Annotated in this window: 19 protein-coding genes and 1 pseudogene; 4 read left to right on the plus strand and 16 right to left on the minus strand. The window is 73.3% G+C overall.

The window, feature by feature from the left end; all coding sequences use genetic code 11:
- Positions 1-8 precede the first annotated feature (8 nt).
- The 3 genes from OG295_RS04285 to OG295_RS04295 all read right to left on the minus strand — a co-directional run bounded on the left by OG295_RS04285 (position 9) and on the right by OG295_RS04295 (position 3276).
- Positions 9-371 (minus strand): STAS domain-containing protein, encoded by a 363-nt coding sequence (locus OG295_RS04285; RefSeq protein ID WP_371675618.1) that lies wholly within the window; start codon positions 369-371, stop codon positions 9-11.
- Between the two features lie 507 nt (positions 372-878).
- The gene (locus OG295_RS04290) at positions 879-2162 is read right to left on the minus strand and encodes a phosphatase PAP2 family protein (protein WP_371675619.1); all 1284 of its coding nucleotides are present in this window, start codon (positions 2160-2162) and stop codon (positions 879-881) included.
- Between the two features lie 130 nt (positions 2163-2292).
- On the minus strand, positions 2293-3276 hold the full coding sequence (locus OG295_RS04295; protein ID WP_371675620.1) for a LysR family transcriptional regulator: 984 nt from the start codon (positions 3274-3276) through the stop codon (positions 2293-2295).
- Positions 3277-3410: 134 nt separating this feature from the next.
- On the opposite strand from OG295_RS04295, the gene OG295_RS04300 reads away from it, so the two are divergent.
- Both OG295_RS04300 and OG295_RS04305 read left to right on the plus strand, forming a co-directional pair.
- Positions 3411-4664 carry an MFS transporter gene (locus OG295_RS04300; protein WP_371675621.1) on the plus strand — a complete coding sequence of 418 codons (1254 nt, stop codon included), beginning with the start codon at positions 3411-3413 and terminating at the stop codon, positions 4662-4664.
- Between the two features lie 239 nt (positions 4665-4903).
- Positions 4904-5032: a hypothetical protein gene (locus OG295_RS04305; RefSeq protein WP_371675622.1), complete on the plus strand. Its 129-nt coding sequence runs from the start codon at positions 4904-4906 to the stop codon at positions 5030-5032.
- Between the two features lie 14 nt (positions 5033-5046).
- Here OG295_RS04305 and OG295_RS04310 read toward each other — a convergent pair whose 3' ends face one another.
- Complete coding sequence (locus OG295_RS04310; protein ID WP_371675623.1) at positions 5047-5865, minus strand: TSUP family transporter; 819 nt, start codon at positions 5863-5865, stop codon at positions 5047-5049.
- 84 nt (positions 5866-5949) lie between these two features.
- Here OG295_RS04310 and OG295_RS04315 point away from each other — a divergent pair, with 84 nt between their 5' ends.
- The gene (locus OG295_RS04315; RefSeq protein WP_371675624.1) at positions 5950-6711 is read left to right on the plus strand and encodes a helix-turn-helix transcriptional regulator; all 762 of its coding nucleotides are present in this window, start codon (positions 5950-5952) and stop codon (positions 6709-6711) included.
- Between the two features lie 40 nt (positions 6712-6751).
- Here the strand turns inward: OG295_RS04315 and OG295_RS04320 are convergent.
- The 3 genes and pseudogenes from OG295_RS04320 to OG295_RS04330 all read right to left on the minus strand — a co-directional run bounded on the left by OG295_RS04320 (position 6752) and on the right by OG295_RS04330 (position 10226).
- Positions 6752-7886 (minus strand): annotated as a pseudogene (locus OG295_RS04320) (GTP-binding protein).
- A complete protein-coding gene (locus tag OG295_RS04325; RefSeq protein WP_371675625.1) occupies positions 7886-8155 on the minus strand; it encodes a type B 50S ribosomal protein L31 in 270 nt (89 codons plus the stop codon). The pseudogene OG295_RS04320 and the gene OG295_RS04325 overlap by 1 nt, the downstream one beginning before the upstream one ends.
- 49 nt (positions 8156-8204) lie before the next feature.
- Positions 8205-10226 (minus strand): putative Ig domain-containing protein, encoded by a 2022-nt coding sequence (locus OG295_RS04330; protein WP_371675626.1) that lies wholly within the window; start codon positions 10224-10226, stop codon positions 8205-8207.
- 247 nt (positions 10227-10473) lie between these two features.
- On the opposite strand from OG295_RS04330, the gene OG295_RS04335 reads away from it, so the two are divergent.
- Positions 10474-11292, plus strand: a complete 819-nt coding sequence (locus tag OG295_RS04335; RefSeq protein WP_371675627.1) for a TrmB family transcriptional regulator — start codon at positions 10474-10476, stop codon at positions 11290-11292.
- Positions 11293-11295: 3 nt separating this feature from the next.
- Here the strand turns inward: OG295_RS04335 and OG295_RS04340 are convergent, their stop codons facing one another.
- From OG295_RS04340 to OG295_RS04380, 9 genes are all read right to left on the minus strand, one after another.
- The gene (locus OG295_RS04340; RefSeq protein WP_371675628.1) at positions 11296-12501 is read right to left on the minus strand and encodes a 4-hydroxybenzoate 3-monooxygenase; all 1206 of its coding nucleotides are present in this window, start codon (positions 12499-12501) and stop codon (positions 11296-11298) included.
- A gap of 6 nt (positions 12502-12507) precedes the next feature.
- Positions 12508-13641, minus strand: a complete 1134-nt coding sequence (gene pcaD / locus OG295_RS04345; protein WP_371675629.1) for a 3-oxoadipate enol-lactonase — start codon at positions 13639-13641, stop codon at positions 12508-12510.
- On the minus strand, positions 13638-14972 hold the full coding sequence (pcaB, locus tag OG295_RS04350) for a 3-carboxy-cis,cis-muconate cycloisomerase (RefSeq protein WP_371681103.1): 1335 nt from the start codon (positions 14970-14972) through the stop codon (positions 13638-13640). Before pcaB ends, pcaD begins: the two co-directional genes overlap by 4 nt.
- A 118-nt stretch (positions 14973-15090) precedes the next feature.
- Complete coding sequence (pcaG, locus tag OG295_RS04355) at positions 15091-15678, minus strand: protocatechuate 3,4-dioxygenase subunit alpha (RefSeq protein WP_371675630.1); 588 nt, start codon at positions 15676-15678, stop codon at positions 15091-15093.
- The gene (gene pcaH, locus OG295_RS04360; RefSeq protein WP_371675631.1) at positions 15678-16445 is read right to left on the minus strand and encodes a protocatechuate 3,4-dioxygenase subunit beta; all 768 of its coding nucleotides are present in this window, start codon (positions 16443-16445) and stop codon (positions 15678-15680) included. Before pcaH ends, pcaG begins: the two co-directional genes overlap by 1 nt.
- 65 nt (positions 16446-16510) lie before the next feature.
- Complete coding sequence (locus OG295_RS04365) at positions 16511-17719, minus strand: acetyl-CoA C-acyltransferase (protein WP_371675632.1); 1209 nt, start codon at positions 17717-17719, stop codon at positions 16511-16513.
- Positions 17716-18360 carry a CoA transferase subunit B gene (locus OG295_RS04370; RefSeq protein ID WP_371675633.1) on the minus strand — a complete coding sequence of 215 codons (645 nt, stop codon included), beginning with the start codon at positions 18358-18360 and terminating at the stop codon, positions 17716-17718. Before OG295_RS04370 ends, OG295_RS04365 begins: the two co-directional genes overlap by 4 nt.
- Entirely contained in the window at positions 18360-19124 is a 765-nt protein-coding gene (locus tag OG295_RS04375; RefSeq protein WP_371675634.1) for a CoA transferase subunit A, read from the minus strand. Before OG295_RS04375 ends, OG295_RS04370 begins: the two co-directional genes overlap by 1 nt.
- Positions 19125-19196: 72 nt before the next feature.
- The gene (locus tag OG295_RS04380) at positions 19197-19655 is read right to left on the minus strand and encodes a MaoC family dehydratase (protein ID WP_371675635.1); all 459 of its coding nucleotides are present in this window, start codon (positions 19653-19655) and stop codon (positions 19197-19199) included.
- Between the last annotated feature and the right edge of the window lie 97 nt (positions 19656-19752).

Consider the following 19752-nt stretch of genomic DNA (forward strand, 5'->3'; position numbering starts at 1 on the left):
CCCTCTCGCTAGGAATGATCCGGCCGCAACGCCCGCGCCACGTCCGCGTGGACCGGGAAGACGCCGTCGGCGCCGGTGATGCGGAACATCCGGGCGACCGGCCCGCTCAGCCCGGCCAGTTCCAGCCTGCCCCCGGCCTCCTGGACCGAGAGCCGGGCGTGCAGCAGGGCGTTCAGTCCGGTGGAGTCGCAGAAGTCCAGCCGTGCCATGTCGACGACCATCCGGCCGCCCGGCGCGACCGCCGCCTCCAGGGCCTCGCGCAGGGGCGCGGCCGTGTCGTGGTCGAGCTCACCGGTGAGCGTGAGGACCGTCACCCCGTCCACCGCGCTCACCGCGACGGCGAACCGCCCGTCCTCCGTTTCCGGCACCATCCGGCATCACCTTCCGTCCTGCTGGACCTGCGCCTGCCCGGGTCCGGCCGATCCATGCACGGCTGCGGACGACCGCTGCCCCGGCGCCCCCGGGCGGATACCCGGGCAAGGGCATCGTGACACGGCCGGCGTCGACCGCGGACACCATTCGACCGGGAATGCGCCCGCACGGCGCCGGGTTTCACTCACCGGCCTTTCCGCCCTCTCCCCCGCGGGTCGAACCAGGGTCCGAGGTCCCGCATATCTCGGGCCTTCCACCACCTTTGACCAGGTACTTGGCCTCTTCCATTCCACCGTTCGGCCTGATATCCGGCGCGCCGCGAAAAAGGGGTAGGCCGGCCGTACGCCTTTATCCGCGCACGGGCGGCGGGGTTTTCCCGACGGGGGAACTCGGGCCGTACCCGCCCAGAGAAAGCGAAGCTCGGATTGCAGATACCAGGGGATCATCGAAGGAAGCCCCTGTCCGCCGATCGCGGTGTTCGACGGACAGGGAGCTTCCGGACCGGCTCACACCAGTTCGGGCTGCGCCTCGCGCCGCGGCTGCGGAAGGTGCACCGAGGCGGCCTCGCGCTCCCAGAGCCTGGTGGTCCGTACGTAGCCGTAGATCACCGAGGCCATCGACAGGATGATCAGCGGCCCGAAGAGCCAGGGAAGCCCGGCCATCTCCACCGGCAGGTAGCGGTACGAAGCCAGGAGCGCGGCGAAGACCGCGGCGCCGTAGACCACCAGCCGGGTCGCCGACCGGTCCCAGCCGTGGTCGATCGCGCGCAGCGCCGCCTCGATGGTGAGCGTGAAGACCACGCCGGCCACGATGTCCGCACCGTAGTGGTAGCCGAAGCCCAGGGTCGCGCCGAGAGTGGCGATCAGCCAGAACGTGCCGGCCCAGCGCAGCGCCCGGGGGCCCCTGCGGGAGTGGATGAAGATCGCGGTGGCCCACGCCGTGTGCAGACTGGGCATGCAGTTGCGCGGGGTGATCTCGTCGAAGGGCATCGGGACCGGGGTGCCGAGCGGCGGCGGCGTGTTCGGCCACAGGTCGGCGAGCGCCCAGTGCCCCCCGTCGGCGCCGTAGGCGAGGATCGGTCCGACCACCGGGAAGATCATGTAGATGCCCGGGCCGAGCAGGCCTATGACCAGGAACGTGCGCACCAGGTGGTGGCCGGGGAAGCGGCGCTCGGCGGCCACGTTGCGCAGCTGGTACAGCGCGACGCCGACCGCGGCCACCGCGAGCTGGATGTAGACCCATTCGAGGACGTGGTGGCCCACCGAGCCGGTGGCCTCCACGATCCGGCCCGCCAGCCACGACGGGTTGCCCAGTGCGTGATCGGCGGTCGCCACGTACTGGTCGAGCACCATCGGGCGGGTCTTGGACGTGATCAGCAGCCAGGTGTAGCCGGTCTTGCGGCCGGCCACCAGCAGCAGGGCCAGTCCGACGCCCTTCAGCAGCAGGGCCCGCTCCCGGCCGGTGCGGCGCGTGACGGCGATGACGGCGCAGCCCAGGGTCACCCACAAGGCGCCGTTGCCGACCATCATCTGGGCGCCGACCATGCTGCGCACGATCCAGAAGACGAGGTCGATGCCGACCGCGGCGCCGAGCGCGATGAACCGCTGCCGCCAGGTGAGCACCACCATCATCAACGCCATGCTGACGTAGAGGACCGTCCCCGATCTGGGGGCGAAGATCACCTCTTGCGCCTGGCTGGTGATCGGTCCCGGCTCGCCGTAGTGGCGCGCGGCGATCTCCAGGGCGATGAGGAATCCCAGGGCCACCACACCGACCGCGGCCCACAGCAAGACGCGCGGTCGACGCCATGCGGCGACCCTGGGGCCGCTGCCCGTTCGCGAAAATGCTCGCGCAATCCTAGATATCAATTTTCAACCGATTTATATGTTTTCCAACGCCGTCGTTGTGAGCTCGAACATGTTAACGGAAAGGGTGGCTTTCACTGATGCCGTGCTGGACGTCAAGTGAACGCTGCGGGGCCACCCAGCTCGGCACCCAGGTCCCGGCGGCGTCGAGGGCGGGGCGCGTGGCGGCGAGGTGGGCGCGGAGGGCGGCCAGCGCCGGGTGGGGGTTGTCGCGGTGCCAGAGGAGCGAGTGCGGGTAGACGGGTGTCGGGTCGGTCACCGGGACGCGGCGCAGGCCGTGGCCGGCGGGCCAGACGACGCGCGTGTGCTCGCCCATGAAGGTGGCCAGGGCCGGGGTGTCGGCGACCGTGTCGAGGAGTGCGTCGGAGCCGAAGTTGGGGCCGGTCGCCTCGATGGTGAGGCCGAACCCGGCGGCGAGGTCGTCGTAATAGGCGCCCCACTCGGTACCGGGGACGATTCCGGGCATCCAGATCCGGTGCCCGGCGAGCTCCGCGAGGGCCACCGACCGGGCGCCCGCCAGGGCGTGGGCCGGGCCGGTGAGCAGCTGGAGCGGCTCGTCGAGCACCCGTACGGACTCGACGTCCTCGGGGAGGGGCCGGCCGGGCACCCCGACGGCGCGGAAGGAGGCGTCGATGACACCCGAGCGGAGGGCGGCGACGGCCGTCTCGATGTCGAACAGCATCACCACGTCGAGCTCGACGTCGGGGTGCGCGCGGTGGAAGTCGCGCATCATGCCCGACGGCGCGACCCGCGAGGCGATCACGTCGACGCGCAGCGGACGCCGGCCGGGGCGCACGGACGCGACCGCGCGCTCGGCGACGCGCAGCAGCTCGCGCGCGTGGGGCAGGAACGCCTGCCCGTCGATGGTGAGCTCCGCACCGCGCGCGGTACGGGTGAACAGTCGTACGCCGAGGTCGCGCTCCAGCGCGGCGATGCGCTTGGAGACCGCCTGCTGCGTGACCGCCAGCCCGGCGGCGGCCTCCTGGAACCGCCCCGCCTCGGCGGCGGCGACGAAGGTCCGGATGGTGTCGAGGTCCATGCAGAGACCCTAAGCCCACAACCAATGGTTGTGGGGAGGTGGCCCTGTGGTTGTTTGACCCCGTGTGCAGCCCTGGCCTTTGATGCTTCCGATCGCGGATCGGTTGTACGGGTGGAGCGGGGGAGGAGTCGGGCATGGGCGGCGGGCACCGGCTGGGACGGCGGTTCGGTTGGCTCTGGGGGGCGTACGGAACGAGCGCGCTCGGCACCTGGCTCGCCTTCGGCGCGTTCCCGCTGATCGCCGTCCGGGAGCTGCACGCCGGTCCGGCGGAGGTCGCCGCGCTCTCCTCGGTGGGGGCCGCGGTGGGCGCGGCGGTGGCGGTGCCGCTCGGCCCGTGGGTGGAGTTCCGCCGCAAGCGGCCGGTGCTGATCGCGATGGACCTGGCGCGGTGCGCGGCGCTGCTCACGATCCCCGCCGCCTTCGCGCTCGGCGTGCTCACCCTCCTTCAGCTCCTGCTGGTCTCGGCCGTCGTCGCGGCGGCCGACATCGGCTTCCGCGCCGCCTCCGGCGCGTACCTGAAGACACTGCTGCCGGCCGAGGACCTGCTCGTCGCCAACGCCCGGTTCGAGTCCACGGCCTGGACGACCACGATCATCGGACCGCCGCTGGGCGGCGCGGCGATCGGGCTCCTCGGACCGGTGGCGACGGTGGTGGCCGACGCGGTCAGCTACCTGCTCTCGGCCCTGGGCATCCGCGCGATGGGCGGGCACGAGCCCCGGCCGGGGCTCCGGGGGGAGGCCGGGCGCATGCGGGCCGGGGACCTGCTCGACGGCTGGCGGTTCATCCTCTCCGACGCGACGCTCCGGCCGCTTTTCTACAACACCGCCCTGTTCAACGGCCTCGTGATGGCCACCCAGCCGCTCCTGGCCGTCCTGATGCTCGGCCCGCTCGGGTTCGCACCGTGGCAGTACGGCCTCGCCTTCGCGGCGCCCTCGATCGGCGGCCTGCTCGGTTCGCGGCTGGCCCGACCGCTCGTCACCCGGTTCGGGCAGCGCCGGGTCCTGGCGGTGTCCGGGGCCCTGCGCGCGCTCTGGCCCGTGGGGCTGGCCTTCGTGGGGCCGGGCACCGCGGGGCTGCTGCTGGTGATCGGCGTCGAACTCGGTCTCATCTTCTGCTGCGGGGTCTTCAACCCCGTCCAGGCCACCTGCCGCCTCCAGCGCACCGCGCCCGACCGGGTCGCCCGCACGCTGTCCGCCTGGGCGGTGACGGCCAAGGCCTCGACCGCGCTCCTGACGGCCGTCTGGGGCGTACTGGGCACCCTGCTCGGGCCGCGCACCGCCATCGGCCTGGCCGGGGCGGTCCTGCTGGCGACCCCCCTGCTGCTCCCCCGCCGCACGACGGGCCTTCCCCCCGAGCCGGAGCCGGCACCGCGACGGATGCTCTCGTAGGGCCGACCAGCGCCGGTGTCCCGTACCGGTCGAGCGCTGGATGATCGTCCGGTGATGCCGCGCCCGTGGACGCTGTTGGCTTCGGCCGGCCGGCCAAAGGCGCCCTCGCGCACCGGTTGACCGCCGCCCCGTTCACGGCCGGCCGGGGCGGCACGTACGACGACTGACGGCAAGGACGCACCATGGCGACGCTGGACCGGATGGACCTGCGGCTGCGATAGACGGGCTTCGCCCGGACCGTGGCCATCGGGGACGGTCCGGAGCCCCGCCGTCTCGGGAACGACCTGGCCGTGGTGGCCGGCGCCGCACGGGAGGCCTTCCGCTCGGACGAGACCATCACCGGGCGGCAACTGCACGCGCGGACCTGAGCCCGAGCCCGCCGTCACGGCGTCCGGACCAGCATGGCGGCGAGCACCAGGCACAGGAGGGCGACGTACCCCGAGGCGTGGAGACGGTCCGCGATCCGCGGGGGCCTGCGGCGAAGGAGGACGACGACCGGGAGGGCCCCGAGGAGGAGCAGGGCGGCGGCTCCGAAATCGACGGAACCGACGGCCGACACCGGCGCCGCGCCGTCCGTCCCGTGGGCGACCGCGAGGAAGACCGCGCACGCCGGGGCACTGATACAGGCGGTGAGGGGGTTGGCCAGCGCCGCGGCGGTGCCCATCGGGAGTCCCGAACGCCGCAGCAGCGGTACGGTCATGACGCTCCCTCCGACACCGAGGAAGGAGGCGGCGGCGCCGATGGGGACCCCGAGCGCGGCCGGGACCGCGAACGCCCCGGACCCGCGGGCGGCACCAACAGCGGCACCGGCACCGGAGGCGGGTCGCAGGAACCCCGGGCGCGCGAGCACGTCGGCGACGGTCATCGCCAGATAGGCCACGAACCCCCAGTGGATCAGCCAGCCCGGCGCGGAGCCCGCGACGACCGCACCGCCGGTCCCCCCGACGCCGAGCAGGACCATCAGGGGGCCGGTACCCCGCAGACGGCGCAGAACCGGCCGGGGCGTGGCCGCGCTGGCCACCACCGCGTTGACGACCATGACCAGCGACGAGGTCGCCACCGCGACGGCCGCCGCGGCCGGTCCCGCGGCGGCGTCCGCCCAGACGATGACGGGGACCGTGACGAAGCCTCCCCCGAAGCCGAACACCACGGTGGTCAGACCGGTCAGGATCCCGACGACGACAAGAACGACAGCACTCATGGACCCCAGTCCAGTCGAGAAGCCGCCCGCCGACGATCGACCGCCGATCAAATTCTTTCGAGTTTCGGCCATACCCTTCCCGTCATGCGCAACGTGTCCCTCGCGCGACTCGACCACCTCCCCGCCGAGGTGCTGCCGATCGCGACCGACTACCCGGCGGACTCCCTCCTCACCTGGCACGAACACCGCCGGGCGCAGCTCCTGTACGCCGCGACCGGCACGATGCTCGTGGAGACCGACGACGGGGCGTGGACCGTTCCGGGCGAACGGGCGGTGCTCATCCCGCCCCGGATCCGCCACCGGGTGCGGATGCTGGACGTGCGGACCTCAAGCCTCTACATCGAGCCGTCGGCCGTTCCGTGGTGGCCCACCGCCTGCCGGGTCGTGGAGGTCCCGCCGCTGCTGCGGGAACTGCTGCTCGCCGCCGCCGACCTGGACGCGGACTACGCCACGGACGACCGCGACAGCGCGGTGATCGCTCTGATCCTCCTGGAGACGGCCGCGCTCTCCGAGGTCCCGCTGCATGTCGCCCTCCCGCACGAGGCGCCGTTCTCCCGGCTCTGCCGCGACTATCTCGCCGGCCCCGACCTGGCAGTGAGCAACACCGACTGGGCGCGCGCCGCGGCCATGAGCGAACGCGTGTTCACCCGACGCTTCCGGCACCTGACGGGGACGAGCCCCGCGGCCTGGAGGTCCCGGGCCCGGCTGCTGGCCTCGATCCCCCTCCTGCGCCACAAGACCGTCACCGAAGTCGCGACCCTGCTCGGATACGCCTCCCCCGCGGCCTTCTCCTACGCGTTCATGCGCGCTTTCGGCATACCGCCGTCGTCCATGAGCCGCCGCTGACCCGGCACCGTCGCCGCTCGGTGCGGCGACGGGGGGAGGGTCAGACGCGGTCGAGGAGGGAGTCGAAGACGGCGGGCAGGCGCTTCCAGCCGTCCCGGCCCGCCGCGTACTCCGCGTCCGTGAGCAGGCAGGACTCCAGGAGCCGTTCCAGTCCGTCGCGGTCCAGGCCGGGCGAGGTGAAGACGAGGTGCTGGCAGCAGTCGCCGTGCTCGGGGTGCCAGTCCAGGGCCGCGGCGGCCCGGCGCATCGGCGGGACCATCTCCCAGGCCGCGTCGGGCAGTGACGCCAGCCAGGGGCCCGCGTTCTCCACGCACAGCGCGCCGCCCGCGGCGTCCCACGCGAGGAGGGTGTCGGGGCGGTCGGCGAGCCAGACCTTGCCACGGCTGCGCACGGCCGCACCGCACAGCTCTTCCAGCGCTTCGTACAGGCGCTCGGGATGGAAGGGCCTGCGGCGGTGCCAGACGAGCGTGGTGACACCGGCGTCGTCGGCGTCCTGGGGCAGCAGCGCGCACGCGGGGTGCTGCGCCGCCGCTGCGGCCTCGACGTCGAAGCCCGCGAGGGCCGCTGCGGCGAGCCCGCCCGAATCGGCCGCCACCCGGCGGGCGGTGGGGTGCAACTGGGCGAGGAGCGCGCGGTCCTCGTCGTCGGCTTCCTCGCCGCCGACGACGGCGAGGACGGGCGCGTACTCCAACTGGCGGGCCCAGGTGTCCCCGACGGTCCGCCGGTCGGCCGGCGCCGCCGCCAGGCCGGCTTCGGCGAGATCGTCGCCGTTGGCGAGGCACGGCAGCACGAGCGCGGGGTCCACGGCGGTGATCACACCGGTGAGCACCAGGTCCTCTCCACCGTGCGCGGCGACGACCTCGGCCATCGCCTTCGGCTCGACCGAGTCCCACGGCTCGACCACGGCGAGCCGGGCCGTGCCCGCGCGGGCCAGTCGCGCGAGTTCGGGTACGAGGTCCTCGCGCAGCGCGCAGCAAGCGCAGTCGTTGACCAGCGGCGTCCCGTCCTCGGAGAGGAGTCCGGTGGCGTCGCGGACCGATCGGCGCACCGGTCAGGTCGTGGTGAAGGGCGACACTGCCGGGGACGGCCCGCAGGAGTCGGCCCACGACCTCCCTGCGGGCGTCGGCGTGGATCCCGGCGACGATCACGACGGGCAGTGCGGAGCCCTGCGCCATCAGCGGGCCCCGTAGCGGCGCTCGAAGCGTTCGACGCGGCCGGCGGTGTCCATGACGCGGGCGGTGCCGGTGTAGAAGGGGTGGCTCGCGGAGGAGATCTCCACGTCGACCACGGGGTAGGTCCGACCGTCCTCCCATTCGACCGTGTTCCGGCTGGTCATGGTGGAGCGGGTGAGGAACGAGGTGCCGCTGGCGCTGTCGCGGAAGACTACGGGGCCGTAGGCGGGGTGGATGCCGGGCTTCTCCGGCGGTGCCGGTCGGCGGGTCACCGTCGACGTACGGTGACCCGCCGGTCCCCCGCGTGCCCCCGGGTCCGGGTCAGCTGATGCTGAGCGCCGTGTCGTCGATCACGAACGAGGTCTGCAGGCTGGGGTCCTCGGTACCGCTGAACCTGACCGTGACCGTCTGGCCCGCGAAGGAGGACAGGTCGAAGGTCTTCAGCACGTAGCCGGTGTTCTTGTCGAGGTTGGAGTACCCGGCCAGGGTGGTGGAGTTGGCCGTCACCGTCAGCTTGTCGTAGGCCGTGGCGGTGGTCGTCTCCGCGGTGTCGACGTGCAGGTAGAAGCTGAGGGTGGCGTGGCAGCGGACCGGGATGGTCACCGACTGCGAGAGCGAGTCGGTGTGGGTGGAGCCGTAGCCGTCCAGCCAGGCCTTCCAGGAGCCGGAGTGCGCCGCCTCACCGCTGCCGTTGTCGACCACGCCGGTGCTGGCGGTCCAGGGGGCGGTGCCGGACTCGAAGCCCTGGTTGCCGAGGAGCTGGGTCACGGCGCAGCCGCCGTCGACCGTGGCGACGGTCCAGGTGAAAGAGGTACTGCCGCTCGCGTTGGTGGTGTCCTTGGCCGTGACCGTGACGCCGTAGGCGCCCGCGGTGGTCGGCGTACCGCTGATCAGGCCGGTGGAGGCGTTGACGGACAGGCCGGGCGGGAGCCCGGTGGCGCTGTAGGTGAGGGTCTGCCCGCCGGCCGAGTCGGTGGCCTGGATCTGCAGCGAGGTGGCCGTGTCGACGACACTGGTGCGGCTGCCGGGGTTGGCCACGGTGACGGTGTTGCCGCCGGTGGAGCCGCCGGCGAAGGCGGCGGTGCCCTTGGGCGTGCCGAGTCCGGTCGGGCCGTCGTAGCCGGCCTTGGCGGTGCAGAGGTAGCCGCCGGAGCAGGAGCCGTTGGCGCCGCTGGTCACGTCGTTGAGCGACGCGGTGTGGGCGTACGGGTACGACGACGGGTAGGTGCCGGCGGCCGGGGTGCCCGCCAGGGCGTAGACGGAGGCGATGATCGGCGCCGAGGCGCTGGTGCCGCCGTACACGTTCCAGCCGCCGGCCTGGTAGCTGTCGTACACCGCGAGCCCGGTGGCGGGGTCTGCGACGGCGGAGACGTCGGCGACGGTGCGCTTGGCGCAGCCGCCGTCGGTCTGCCAGGACGGCTTGGCGGTGAAGCCGGAGCAGCCCGAACCGGCGCCGTCGCCGCCGGAGCTCGTGCCCCAGACGCTCTCGGACCAGCCTCGGGGGGTACCGCTCGCGCGGCTGAGGGAGGTGCCGCCGACGGCGGTGACGTACTGGGAGGCCGCCGGGTACTCGACTCCGTAGCCGCTGTCGCCGGAGCTGACGGTGATGGCGACGCCCGGGTGGTTGAAGTACGAGGCGTCGGAGGCGGGGTCGGTGGAGTCCTCGCCACCGCCGTAGCTGTTGGACACGTACTTGGCGCCCATGGTCACGGCGCGGTTCACGGCGGCACCGAGGTCCTCCATGGAGGGCTGGTTCGCCTCGACGAGCAGGATGTGGCACTGCGGGCAGACGGCGCTGACCATGTCCACGTCGAGGGAGATCTCACCGGCCCAGCCGGCGTCGGCGGTGGGGTAGCTGGTGCCGCCGTTCTGGTCGGCCTTGCGGAAGCAGCCGTTGGCCGTGGTGCAGGGGGGCAGTCCGTACTGGGAGCGGTAGGCCGCCAGGTCCGACTCGGCGTTCGGGTCGTCGTACGCGTCGATGATGGCGACCGTCGCGCCGGCTCCGGCCGAGGCCGACAGGGCGTACGCGCCCTGCAGGTCGGTGGGACCGTAGCCGGACGGCAGGATGCCGGGTGCGAGGCCGATGCGCTGCTGCACGTCGGTGCGCGCCAGCGCGTGGCAGGCCATCCAGCCGGCCCGGGCGGGCTCCGAGCAGAGCCGCTGGGCGTGCGCGGCGGCGGTGCCGGCCGAGGGGCCGGCGGCGGCCGAGGCCACGGACGGGGCGGCGAAGGCGAGCATTCCGCCGGAGATCAGGGCAACCGTCGAGAGTAAGGCGGTCGTGCCGCGCCGGCTCAGCCGTGCGGCGCGCCGGGACAGGGCGTTGCGCAATGAACTGCCCTCCATGGGGGGTTGATGTGCCGCGCCGGGGGATCTCTGCATTGACAGGTCCATGACATCCATGCGCACGTCAGGGCATGCCGGAGCGGAGGGTCGACGCGGGATGCGAGTGGCACGTGTTCAACGGTGCGGACTGTCACCACGTGCAGTGGTGGCCACCGCTGAAGGTATTGAAGTGCCGGGCCAAGGGACTACCCGCCGAATGCAAAGGCTTGCTTTCGGTCAGTGATGGTCGCGTATACCGTGTCCTGCCATGGAGTTGGACGACGGTGCCGTCAACGACCTGGTGTCCCTGGGACTCTCCCGGTACGAGGCCCGGGTGTATCTCGCCCTGGTCAGGCGGGAGTCGTACACCGCCGCGGAGGCGGCCCGCGCCGCGGACGTCCCCCGCCAGCGCGTCTACGACGTACTCGACGCCCTCGTCCGCCGGCGCCTCGCCGTCCTGCGCCCCGGCCGGGTCGCGGCCTTCTCCGCGGTGGCCCCCGAACTGGCGCTGGCCCGGCTGATGGCCCTCCAGCGGGAGTCCCTGGAACGGCTGAACGAGGTGTCGGCCGCGCTCACCACGGCGCTGCTCCCGGTCTGGGCCGACGGCCGGACGCACACCGATCCGCTCGACTACATCGAGGTGCTGCGCGACCCCCGGGCGATCGCCGAGCGGTTCGACAGCATCCAGGAGCAGGCCTCCCGGGAGCTCCTCAGCTTCTGCAAGCCGCCGTTCGTCGCCCCCGCGGCCAACAACGAGGGCATCAGGGCCGTCCGCCGACTGCGTCAGGCCGGGGGCTCGGCCCGCGCGATCTACACCCACGACGCCCTCGGCGACGCGGAAGTGCTGGAAAACGTACGCCGGTTCGCCGCGGCGGGCGAGGAGTCCCGCTTCGCCCCGGGCCTCCCGCTCAAGCTCGTCGTCGCCGATGCCTCGCTGGTGCTGTGCGACATGCCCGATCCGGTGGCCGGCAGCCGCGCCACGACAGCCCTGTACATCGAGCACCCCGCACTGGCCGCGTGCCTGAGGCTGGCCTTCCTGGCGGTATGGGACCAGGCCCGGAGCGCCCCCGGGGCGGACAGCGGCTGACCATCAGGGCTGGAGTGCGAAGGGCTGGAGCGCGACGCCCGTGTAGTTCTCCGCGAGTTCGGCGGCGGCATGGTGAGACCGGGCGATGCGTTCCAGTTGGGCGACCTGGAGGCGCGTGTCGAAGGACGAGTGCTCGGTCGGGGTGTGCAGGGTACTGGTCATGAAGTACGAGAACTGCTCGGCCCGCCAGACGCGGCGCAGACAGGTGTCCGAGTAGGAGTCGAGGAGCGAGGCGTCTCCGTCTCCGTAGTGCGCGGCGAGGGCGGCGGCCAGGACGGTGACGTCGGAGGCGGCGAGGTTGAGGCCCTTGGCGCCGGTCGGGGGGACGATGTGGGCCGCGTCACCGGCGAGCAGGACACGGCCCCAGCGCATCGGCTCCGTGACGGAACTCCGCATCGGGAGGACCGACTTCGCGGTGACGGGGCCGCGGGTGAGGCGCCATCCGGCATCGGCGCCGAGCCTCAGATCGAGTTCGTCCCAGATCTTCTCCTCCGGCCAGGCGGCTGGATCCTCGCCGTTGGGGACCTGCAGGTAGAGCCGGCTGACGTGCGGGGACCGCATGCTCGCTAGGGCGAAGCCGCGCTCGGAGTGGGCGTAGATCAGCTCGTCGTAGACGGGCGGGGCGTCGGCGAGGATGCCCAGCCACGAGTACGGGTAGGTGCGCTCGTGGACGCGCATGACGCCGGCGGGAACGGCTCGGCGGACCACGCCGTGGTAGCCGTCACAGCCGATGACGTAGTCGCAGTCGAGGAGGCGTTCCTCGCCCTGGTGCCCGTACCGGACGACGGGACGGTCGGTGTCGGCTCCCTCGACCGCGTGGACCGGCGCGTCGAAGTGGAGCGGCGGTCCGTCCTCCAGCTGGAGCGCCACGAGGTCCTTGACGACCTCGGTCTGCGCGTAGACCCACACGCGGCGGCCGCCGGTCAGGGACGGAAAGTCGATGCGGTGGCGACGGCCGTCGAAGCGGAGTTCGATGCCGTCGTGCGGGATGCCCTCGCGGTCGAGCCGGTCGGCGGCGCCGGCTTCCCGGAGGGTGTCGACGGTGCTCTGTTCCAGGATGCCGGCGCGCTGGCGCTGTTCGACGTAGGCGCGGTCGCGGCTCTCCAGGACCACGCAGTCGACTCCGGCCCGGTGCAGCAGGCGGGCGAGGAGGAGGCCGGAGGGGCCGGCACCGACGATGGCGACCTGGGTGTGGCGGGGGTGGGTCATCTGGGGTCACTCCTCGGTGTGGGCGTCGTCGAGGACGCGCCGGGCTGTGGCGAAGGCGGAGTTGGCGGCGGGGACGCCGCAGTAGACGGCCGTCTGCAGCAGCACTTCGCCGATCTCGTCGGCGGTCAGTCCGTTGGTGAGGGCGGCCCGGACGTGCAGGGCCAGCTCCTCGTGGTGGCCGCGGGCGACGAGGGCGGTGAGGGTGACGCAGCTGCGGGTGCGGCGGTCTAGCCCCGGGCGGGTCCAGATCTCGCCCCACGCGTAGCGGGTGATGAGGTCCTGGAACGGGTCGGTGAAGGGGGTGCTGAGGGCGGTGGCCCGATCGACGTGGGCATCGCCGAGCACGGCCCGCCGGACCCGCTCCCCCGCCGTCCGGGCGGACGTGTGACCGAGGTGGGCGAGCAGCGCCGCGGTCACGGCGTCGGGCCGGTCGATGCCGGCGAGGTGGGCGGCGCCGGCGATCTCGGTGAGCCCCGCTCCGGGGATGCCGTCGGCGAGTTCGCGTGCGTGGGCGGGCGGGGTGGCGAGGTCGGCACGGCCGGCGACGACCAGGGTGGGTGCGGTGATCCCGGGCAGGTCGGCGCGCAGGTCGTGGACGGCGAGCGCATCGCAGCAGGAGGCGTAGGCCTCGGGGTCGGCGGAGGCGAGGTCGGCGAGGAGCGCCTTGCCGGCGAGGGTTCCGGTGGTGTGCGCCGGGTCGGCGAACCAGCGGGCCGCGGATGCCTCTGCGAGGGGTCCGGTGCCCTCCGCGCGGACCCGGGCGGCGCGCTGCCGCCACGCCTCCGGGTCGCCGAAGCGGGCGGAGGAGCAGACCACGGCCAGTGACGAGACGCGCTCGGGCCGGTGTACGGCGATATGGGTGCCGATCGCGCCGCCGAGCGAGATGCCCGCGTAGTGGAAGCGCTGCCAGCCGTGGTGGTCGGCGAGGCCGAGCACGAGGTCGGCCAGGTCGGCGACGGTGGCGGCGCCGATGGCCGGCGAGGAGCCGTGGCCGGGCAGGTCGAAGCGCAGGACGCGGTGGTGGCGGGCGAGGGCGGCCAGCTGCGGTTCCCAGACGGCCAGCGAGGTGCCGAGCGACGGGCCGAGGATCAGCGGGGCCCCGTGGACCGGTCCGTCGAGCCTGTGGTGGAGCAGGGTCATGGGTGTTCCCGGACGGGGTCGGAGAGCGCGCGGTCGACGAGTTGCGGGGCGCAGCCCAGATAGCGGGTGGGGTCGGCGAGGTCGCGCCAGTACGGTTCGGGGAGGTCGGCCAGCTCCGGCAGGTCGCGCAGCCGGCCGATGAGCGAGGTGTCGTGGCGGGCCCGGGCCGAGGCCCAGGTGACGAGCGACCGGGCCCGTGAGCTGCCGAGGTGGGGTGCGAGGGCGAGGGCGAGGCGTTCGGAGACGATCAGGTCGCCGGTGCGCGCGAGGTTGGCACGCATCCGTGCGGGGTGGGGGCGCAGGCCGGCCGCCAGGTCGGCGGCGCACCGTGCGGCGCCGCCGGTGATGCGCAGGGCTTCGCGGAGGGGCTGCCACTCGGCGTGCCAGGCGCCTGCGGGGCGTTCGTCCTCGGCTGCGAGCGATCCGAACAGTACGGAGGCGAGGGCGGGGACCTGGCGGGCCGCCGCGGCGATGAGGGTCGCGGAGACGGGATTGTCCTTGTGGGGCATGGCGGACGATCCGCCACCGGCCGCCTCGCTCACCTCACCGGTCTCCGTGCGCGCCATGGCGAGCACGTCGGCGGCGAGTTTGCCGAGGGCCCCGGTGGTGAAGGCGAGGGCTCCGGCGAGGTCGGCGACCGGGGTACGGGCGGTGTGCCAGGGCAGGACCGGCTCGGCGAGTCCGGTCTCCTCGGCGTAGCCGGCGAGGAGTGCCAGTGCGGTGACGGGGGTGGTTTCCTCGGCGATCACGGCGAGGGTGCCGGCCGCGCCGCCGAGCTGGGCCGGCAGGCCGGCCCGTACGGCGGTGAGCCGGTCCACGGCGTCCCGGACGAGGCGGTACCAGACCGCTGCCTTGAGCCCGAACGTGGTGGGCACCGCGTGCTGGGTGAGAGTACGGCCCGCCATCGGCGTGTCGCGGTGCGTCCCGGCCAGGGCGGCGAGCCGCCCGGCGGTGCGGTCCAGGTCGGTCAAGGTGTGGCCGAGGGTCCGGCGAGCGACCAGCATGGCGGCGGTGTCGAGGATGTCCTGGCTGGTGGCGCCCCGGTGCACGTACGCGGCGGCCGAGGGGCCGACCGCGGCGCGCAGTACGCCGACCAGCGGGATGACCGGGTTTCCACCCGAGCGGGCCCTCGCGGCAAGGTCCCTGAGGTCGTACCGGGAGGCGTCGGCCGCCGCGTCGACCGCCGCGGCGGCGGACGCCGGAGCGAGGCCGAGACGGGCCCGGGCCCTGGTGAGCGCGGCCTCGGCGTCCAGCATCGCCTGGAGGAAGGCGAGGTCGCCGGTGGCCCGTTCCGCCGCGGAGGCCGCTCGTACGGGGGCGAGCAGCCCCATGTCGGCGCCCTCGTACGGGACGGCGATGCCTGCGTCGTGCGGCCCGGCCGAGGCCGGTCCGGCGGGAGCCTGCCCGGTGGAGGACGGTCCGGGCGGAGCCTGCCCGGCGGGCGACGGTTCAGAGGAGCTCAAGGAACACCGTCTCTTCCCCGCCCTGGAGCCGGATGTCGAACCGGTGGATCCCGTCGGCCTCCCGCGTGGCGAGCAGCGTGGCACGGCGCTCGGCCGGCAGGGAGCCGAGCACCGGGTCGGCCGCGAGACCTCCGGCCTGCTCGGGCAGGTAGATCCGGGTGTGGAGGTGGTGCAGCAGGCCGCGGGCGAACACCACGACCGCCAGGTACGGGACGGCGCCCGGCGCGTGTGCCCCGGGGGCCAGGGTGCGGGCGGTCCAGTGGCCGTCCGCGTCGGTGGCGATGCGGCCGTATCCGGTGAAGCGGACTCCGTCGCGGCCGACGACCCTGCCGGTGGCCGGGTCGTGCCGGAGCGATCCGGGTGCTCCGGCGGTCGAGCCCGCAGGGTCGGCCTGCCAGATCTCGACGATCGCGTCGGGCACGGGCTCCCCGGCGCCGTCGCGTACGTACCCGTGGAGGGTGATGGCATCGGGGTGTCCTGCCGGGGCGATGTCGCCACCGCCCGCGAACGGCAGGGCGTAGCCGTAGAAGGGGCCGACCGTCTGGGAGGGGGTGGGTGGGAGCAGGGGGTTCATCAGTCGCGTCCTTCCTCGAACCAGGTGGACGCCGGACCGTCGAGGACGATGTCCCAGCGGTAGCCGAGCGATCGTTGCGGGACGGACAGGTCGTGGTCGTAGGTGGCGACGAGCCGGTCACGCGCCGACTGTTCGGTGACGGCCTGCAGGATCGGGTCGTGGGCGAAGAGCGGGTCGCCCGGGAAGTACATCTGGGTGACCAGCCGTTGTGTGAAGGCCTCGCCGAACAGGGAGAAGTGGATGTGGGCGGGGCGCCAGGCGTTGGTGTGGTTGCGCCAGGGGTAGGCGCCGGGCTTGATGGTGGTGAAGGAGTACGCGCCGTCCTGGTCGGTGAGGCAGCGGCCGACGCCGGTGAAGTGGGGGTCGAGCGGCGCCGGGTGCTGGTCCAGCCGGTGTGCGTACCTGCCGGAGGCGTTGGCCTGCCACAGCTCCACCAGCTGGCCGCGGACCGGGCGGCCCCGGCGGTCCAGCACCCGCCCGGTGACGGTGATCCGCTCGCCGAGCGGCTCGCCCCGGTGCCGGCGCGTGAGGTCGCGGTCCAGGTCGGTGACGTCGGTGACTCCGAAGACGGGACCGGTCAGTTCCACGGCCTCCGGGTCCTTCAGCGGGAGCGGGGGCTGCACGGGGTGCCGAAGGGCGCTGCTGCGGTACGGGGGGAAGTCGCGGGGCGGATGATCGGGGGACGTGCCGGCGGCCCGTGCGTGGGCGCGTGCGGTCTCGGCGTCGATGTCCCGCTGGCTGAGGCCCTCCGGGAGGGGTGTGGTCATGGGGTGGCGGCTTTCGTCGGTCGGGAGCGTTCGGGGATGAGGGGCCGGCGTTCGGGGACGAGAGGTCAGCGTGCGAGGACGAGGGCCAGGCCTTGGCCGACGCCGATGCACAGGGCGGCGATTCCGGTGCCCGAGCCCCGGCGGGCGAGCTGGTGGGCGACGGTGCCCGCGAGGCGGGCGCCGGAGGCCCCGAGGGGATGGCCGAGGGCGATGGCGCCGCCGAGCGGGTTCAGTACGCCGGGGTCGAGCTCCGGCCATTCGGCGACGCAGCCGAGGGCCTGGGCGGCGAACGCCTCGTTGAGTTCCATGACGGTCAGGTCGCCGAAGGTGCGGCCGGCCTTGTCCAGGGCCCGCCGTACGGCCTCGACCGGGCCGAGGCCGAACCACTGCGGTTCGATCGCGGTGACGGCGGACGCGCTGATGCGGGCGAGGGGTTCGCGGCCGCACTCCGCCAGTCCCCGCTCGTCGGTGAGCAGCAGGGCGGCGGCGCCGTCGTTGAGGGGTGAGGCGTTCCCCGCGGTGACGGTGCCGCCTTCGGGCCGGAACGCCGGTGCGAGCTTGGCCAGGGCCGTGCCGGAGGCGTCCTCACGGACGCACTCGTCGGCGGTGACGCGGGTGCTCCCGCCCTTGCGGCCGGGCACGGCCAGGGGGACGATCTCGTCGTCGAACAGGCCTGCGGCGCGGGCGGCGCTCGCCTTGCGGTGCGAGGAGAGCGCGAAGGCGTCCTGCCGTTCCCGGGTGATGCCGTGCTTGTCCGCGACGAGTTCGGCGCACTCGCCGAGGTCGACGGTCCAGCGTGGCTCCATCGCGCGGTTGACCATGCGCCAGCCGATGGTGGTGGAGTACATCCCGGTGTGTCCCGCGGGGTGGGCGCGGTCGGGCTTCGGCAGGACCCAGGGGGCGCGGGTCATGGACTCCACGCCGCCGGCGACGGCGATGGACACGTCGCCGACGGCGATCGCCCTGGCCGCCTGGATCACCGCTTCGAGGCCGCCCGCGCACAGCCGGTTCACGGTGACACCGGGGACCGTCACCGGCAGGCCGGCGAGGAGCGCGGCCATGCGGGCGACGTTGCGGTTCTCCTCGCCGGCGCCGTTGGCGTTCCCGAGGAACACGTCTCCGATGCGGGAGGGGTCCAGCCGCGGCGTCCGGGCCAGCAGTTCGCGCAGGGCGTGGGCTGCCAGGTCGTCGGGGCGGACGGAGGCGAGGGCGCCCCCGTACCGGCCGAAGGGGGTCCGGACGGCGTCGACGACGTAGACGGTGCGTGCCTTCATCGTAGTTCCTCGGGGACGTGGACGTCGGCGGCGGTCGCGGCGAGGATCCGTTCGACGGACACGTCCGGAGCGCGTTCGACGAGGACCAGGCCGCCGGCCGTGACGTCCAGGACGCCGAGGTCGGTGATGACGCGCTGGACGCACGCCCGGCCGGTGAGGGGGAGGTCGCACGTGGCCACGATCTTGGGGCTGCCGTCCCTGGTGGTGTGGGTCATCGTGACGATGACCCGGCGGGCTCCGTGGACGAGGTCCATGGCCCCGCCGATACCGGTGATCATCTTCCCGGGGACGGCCCAGTTGGCGAGGTCGCCGCGGGCGGAGACCTGCATGGCGCCGAGGACGGCGGTGTCGATGTGGCTGCCGCGGATCATGCCGAAGGACAGCGCCGAATCGAAGTACGACGCCCCGGGCAGGACGGTGACCGTCTCCTTGCCGGCGTTGATCAGGTCGGGGTCGACGTCCTCCTCGTAGGGATAGGGGCCGGTGCCCAGGATCCCGTTCTCGGAGTGCAGCACCACCTCGACCCCGGCGGGCATGTGGTCGGGGATCAGGGTCGGCAGGCCGATGCCGAGGTTGACGTACTCTCCGTCGCGAAGCTCGCGGGCGGCCCGCGCGGCCATTTCCTCTCGTGTCCACGCCATCAGTGGTGTGCCCCTCGTGTGGTGCGCTTCTCGATGCCCTTGGCGGCGGCCTCGTCCGGGCCGAGCGCGACGACGCGCTGGACGAAGACACCGGGGAGGTGCACGGCGTCCGGGTCGATCTCGCCCGGCTCGACGAGGCGCTCGACCTCGGCGATCGTCACCCTGCCCGCCTGTGCGGCGAGGGGGTTGAAGTTGCGGGCGGACTTGGCGAAGACGAGGTTGCCGTGCCGGTCGCCGACGGCGGCGCGTACCAGGGCCACGTCGGTGCGGATCGCGTGTTCGAGTACGTACTCGACTCCGTCGAAGACCCGTACCTCCTTGGCGGGCGAGGCCACCGCGACCCCGCCCGCACCGTCGTAGCGCCAGGGCAGTCCGCCGTCGGCGACCAGGGTGCCGACACCGGCGGGGGTGTAGAAGGCGGGGATTCCGGCACCGCCCGACCGCAGGCGTTCGGCGAGCGTGCCCTGGGGGATCATCTCCAGCTCCAGCTCGCCGGCGAGGTACTGGCGGGCGAACTCCTTGTTCGCGCCGACGTACGACCCCGTGACCCGGGCGATCCGGCCGGCCGACAGCAGCAGGGCGAGGCCTTCGCCGTTCGCACCGCAGTTGTTGGAGACGATGCGCAGCCCGCTCGTCCCCTGCTCGTACAGCGCCTGGATGAGGGCCTTCGGCACTCCGCTGAGCCCGAAACCGCCCACCGCGACGGACGCGCCGTCGGGTATGTCCGCCACCGCCTGGGCGGCGCCGGCCACGACCTTGTTCATGGTGTCCCCTCAGGCGCAGTGGCGGTGGACGGCCCGGACCACGCAGGCCAATGCCTTGTTCATGGTGTCCCCTCAGGCGTAGTGGCGGTAGACGGCCTGGGCCACGCAGGCCGGCTTGGCGCTGCCCTCGACCTCGATGGTGAACGTGAGGGGCATCTGCACGCCGTTGCCCTTGATCTCCTCCACGGGGCCGACGGCCCCGTGGAGCCGGACCCTCGCGCCGACGGGGACGGGGCTGGGGAAACGGACCTTGTCCAGGCCGTAGTTGACGCTCATGGAGATGCCGGTGATGTCCAGGAGCTCGCCGAACATCGGGATGACGAGGGAGAGGGTGAGGTAGCCGTGGGCGATCGGGCCGCCGAACGGGCCGGTCTTGGCCTTCTCCGGGTCGGTGTGGATCCACTGGTGGTCGTCGGTCGCGTCGGCGAAGGTGTTCACCCGTACCTGGGTGATCTCCCGCCATGCGGTGTGGCCGAGGTCGGCTCCGCTGAGGGCGGTGAGGGCGTCGAGGCCGTGGGCGGTGGTGGGCATCGTGAATCGGTCCGTTCGGCAGAGGGTGAGCAGAGGGTGAGGAGAGGGTGAAAGGGGTGGGAACGGGCCCGGCCCGGGGCCTGCTCCCGGCGGGACA

This window comes from Streptomyces sp. NBC_01276 (assembly GCF_041435355.1).
Classification (GTDB): Bacteria; Actinomycetota; Actinomycetes; order Streptomycetales; family Streptomycetaceae; genus Streptomyces.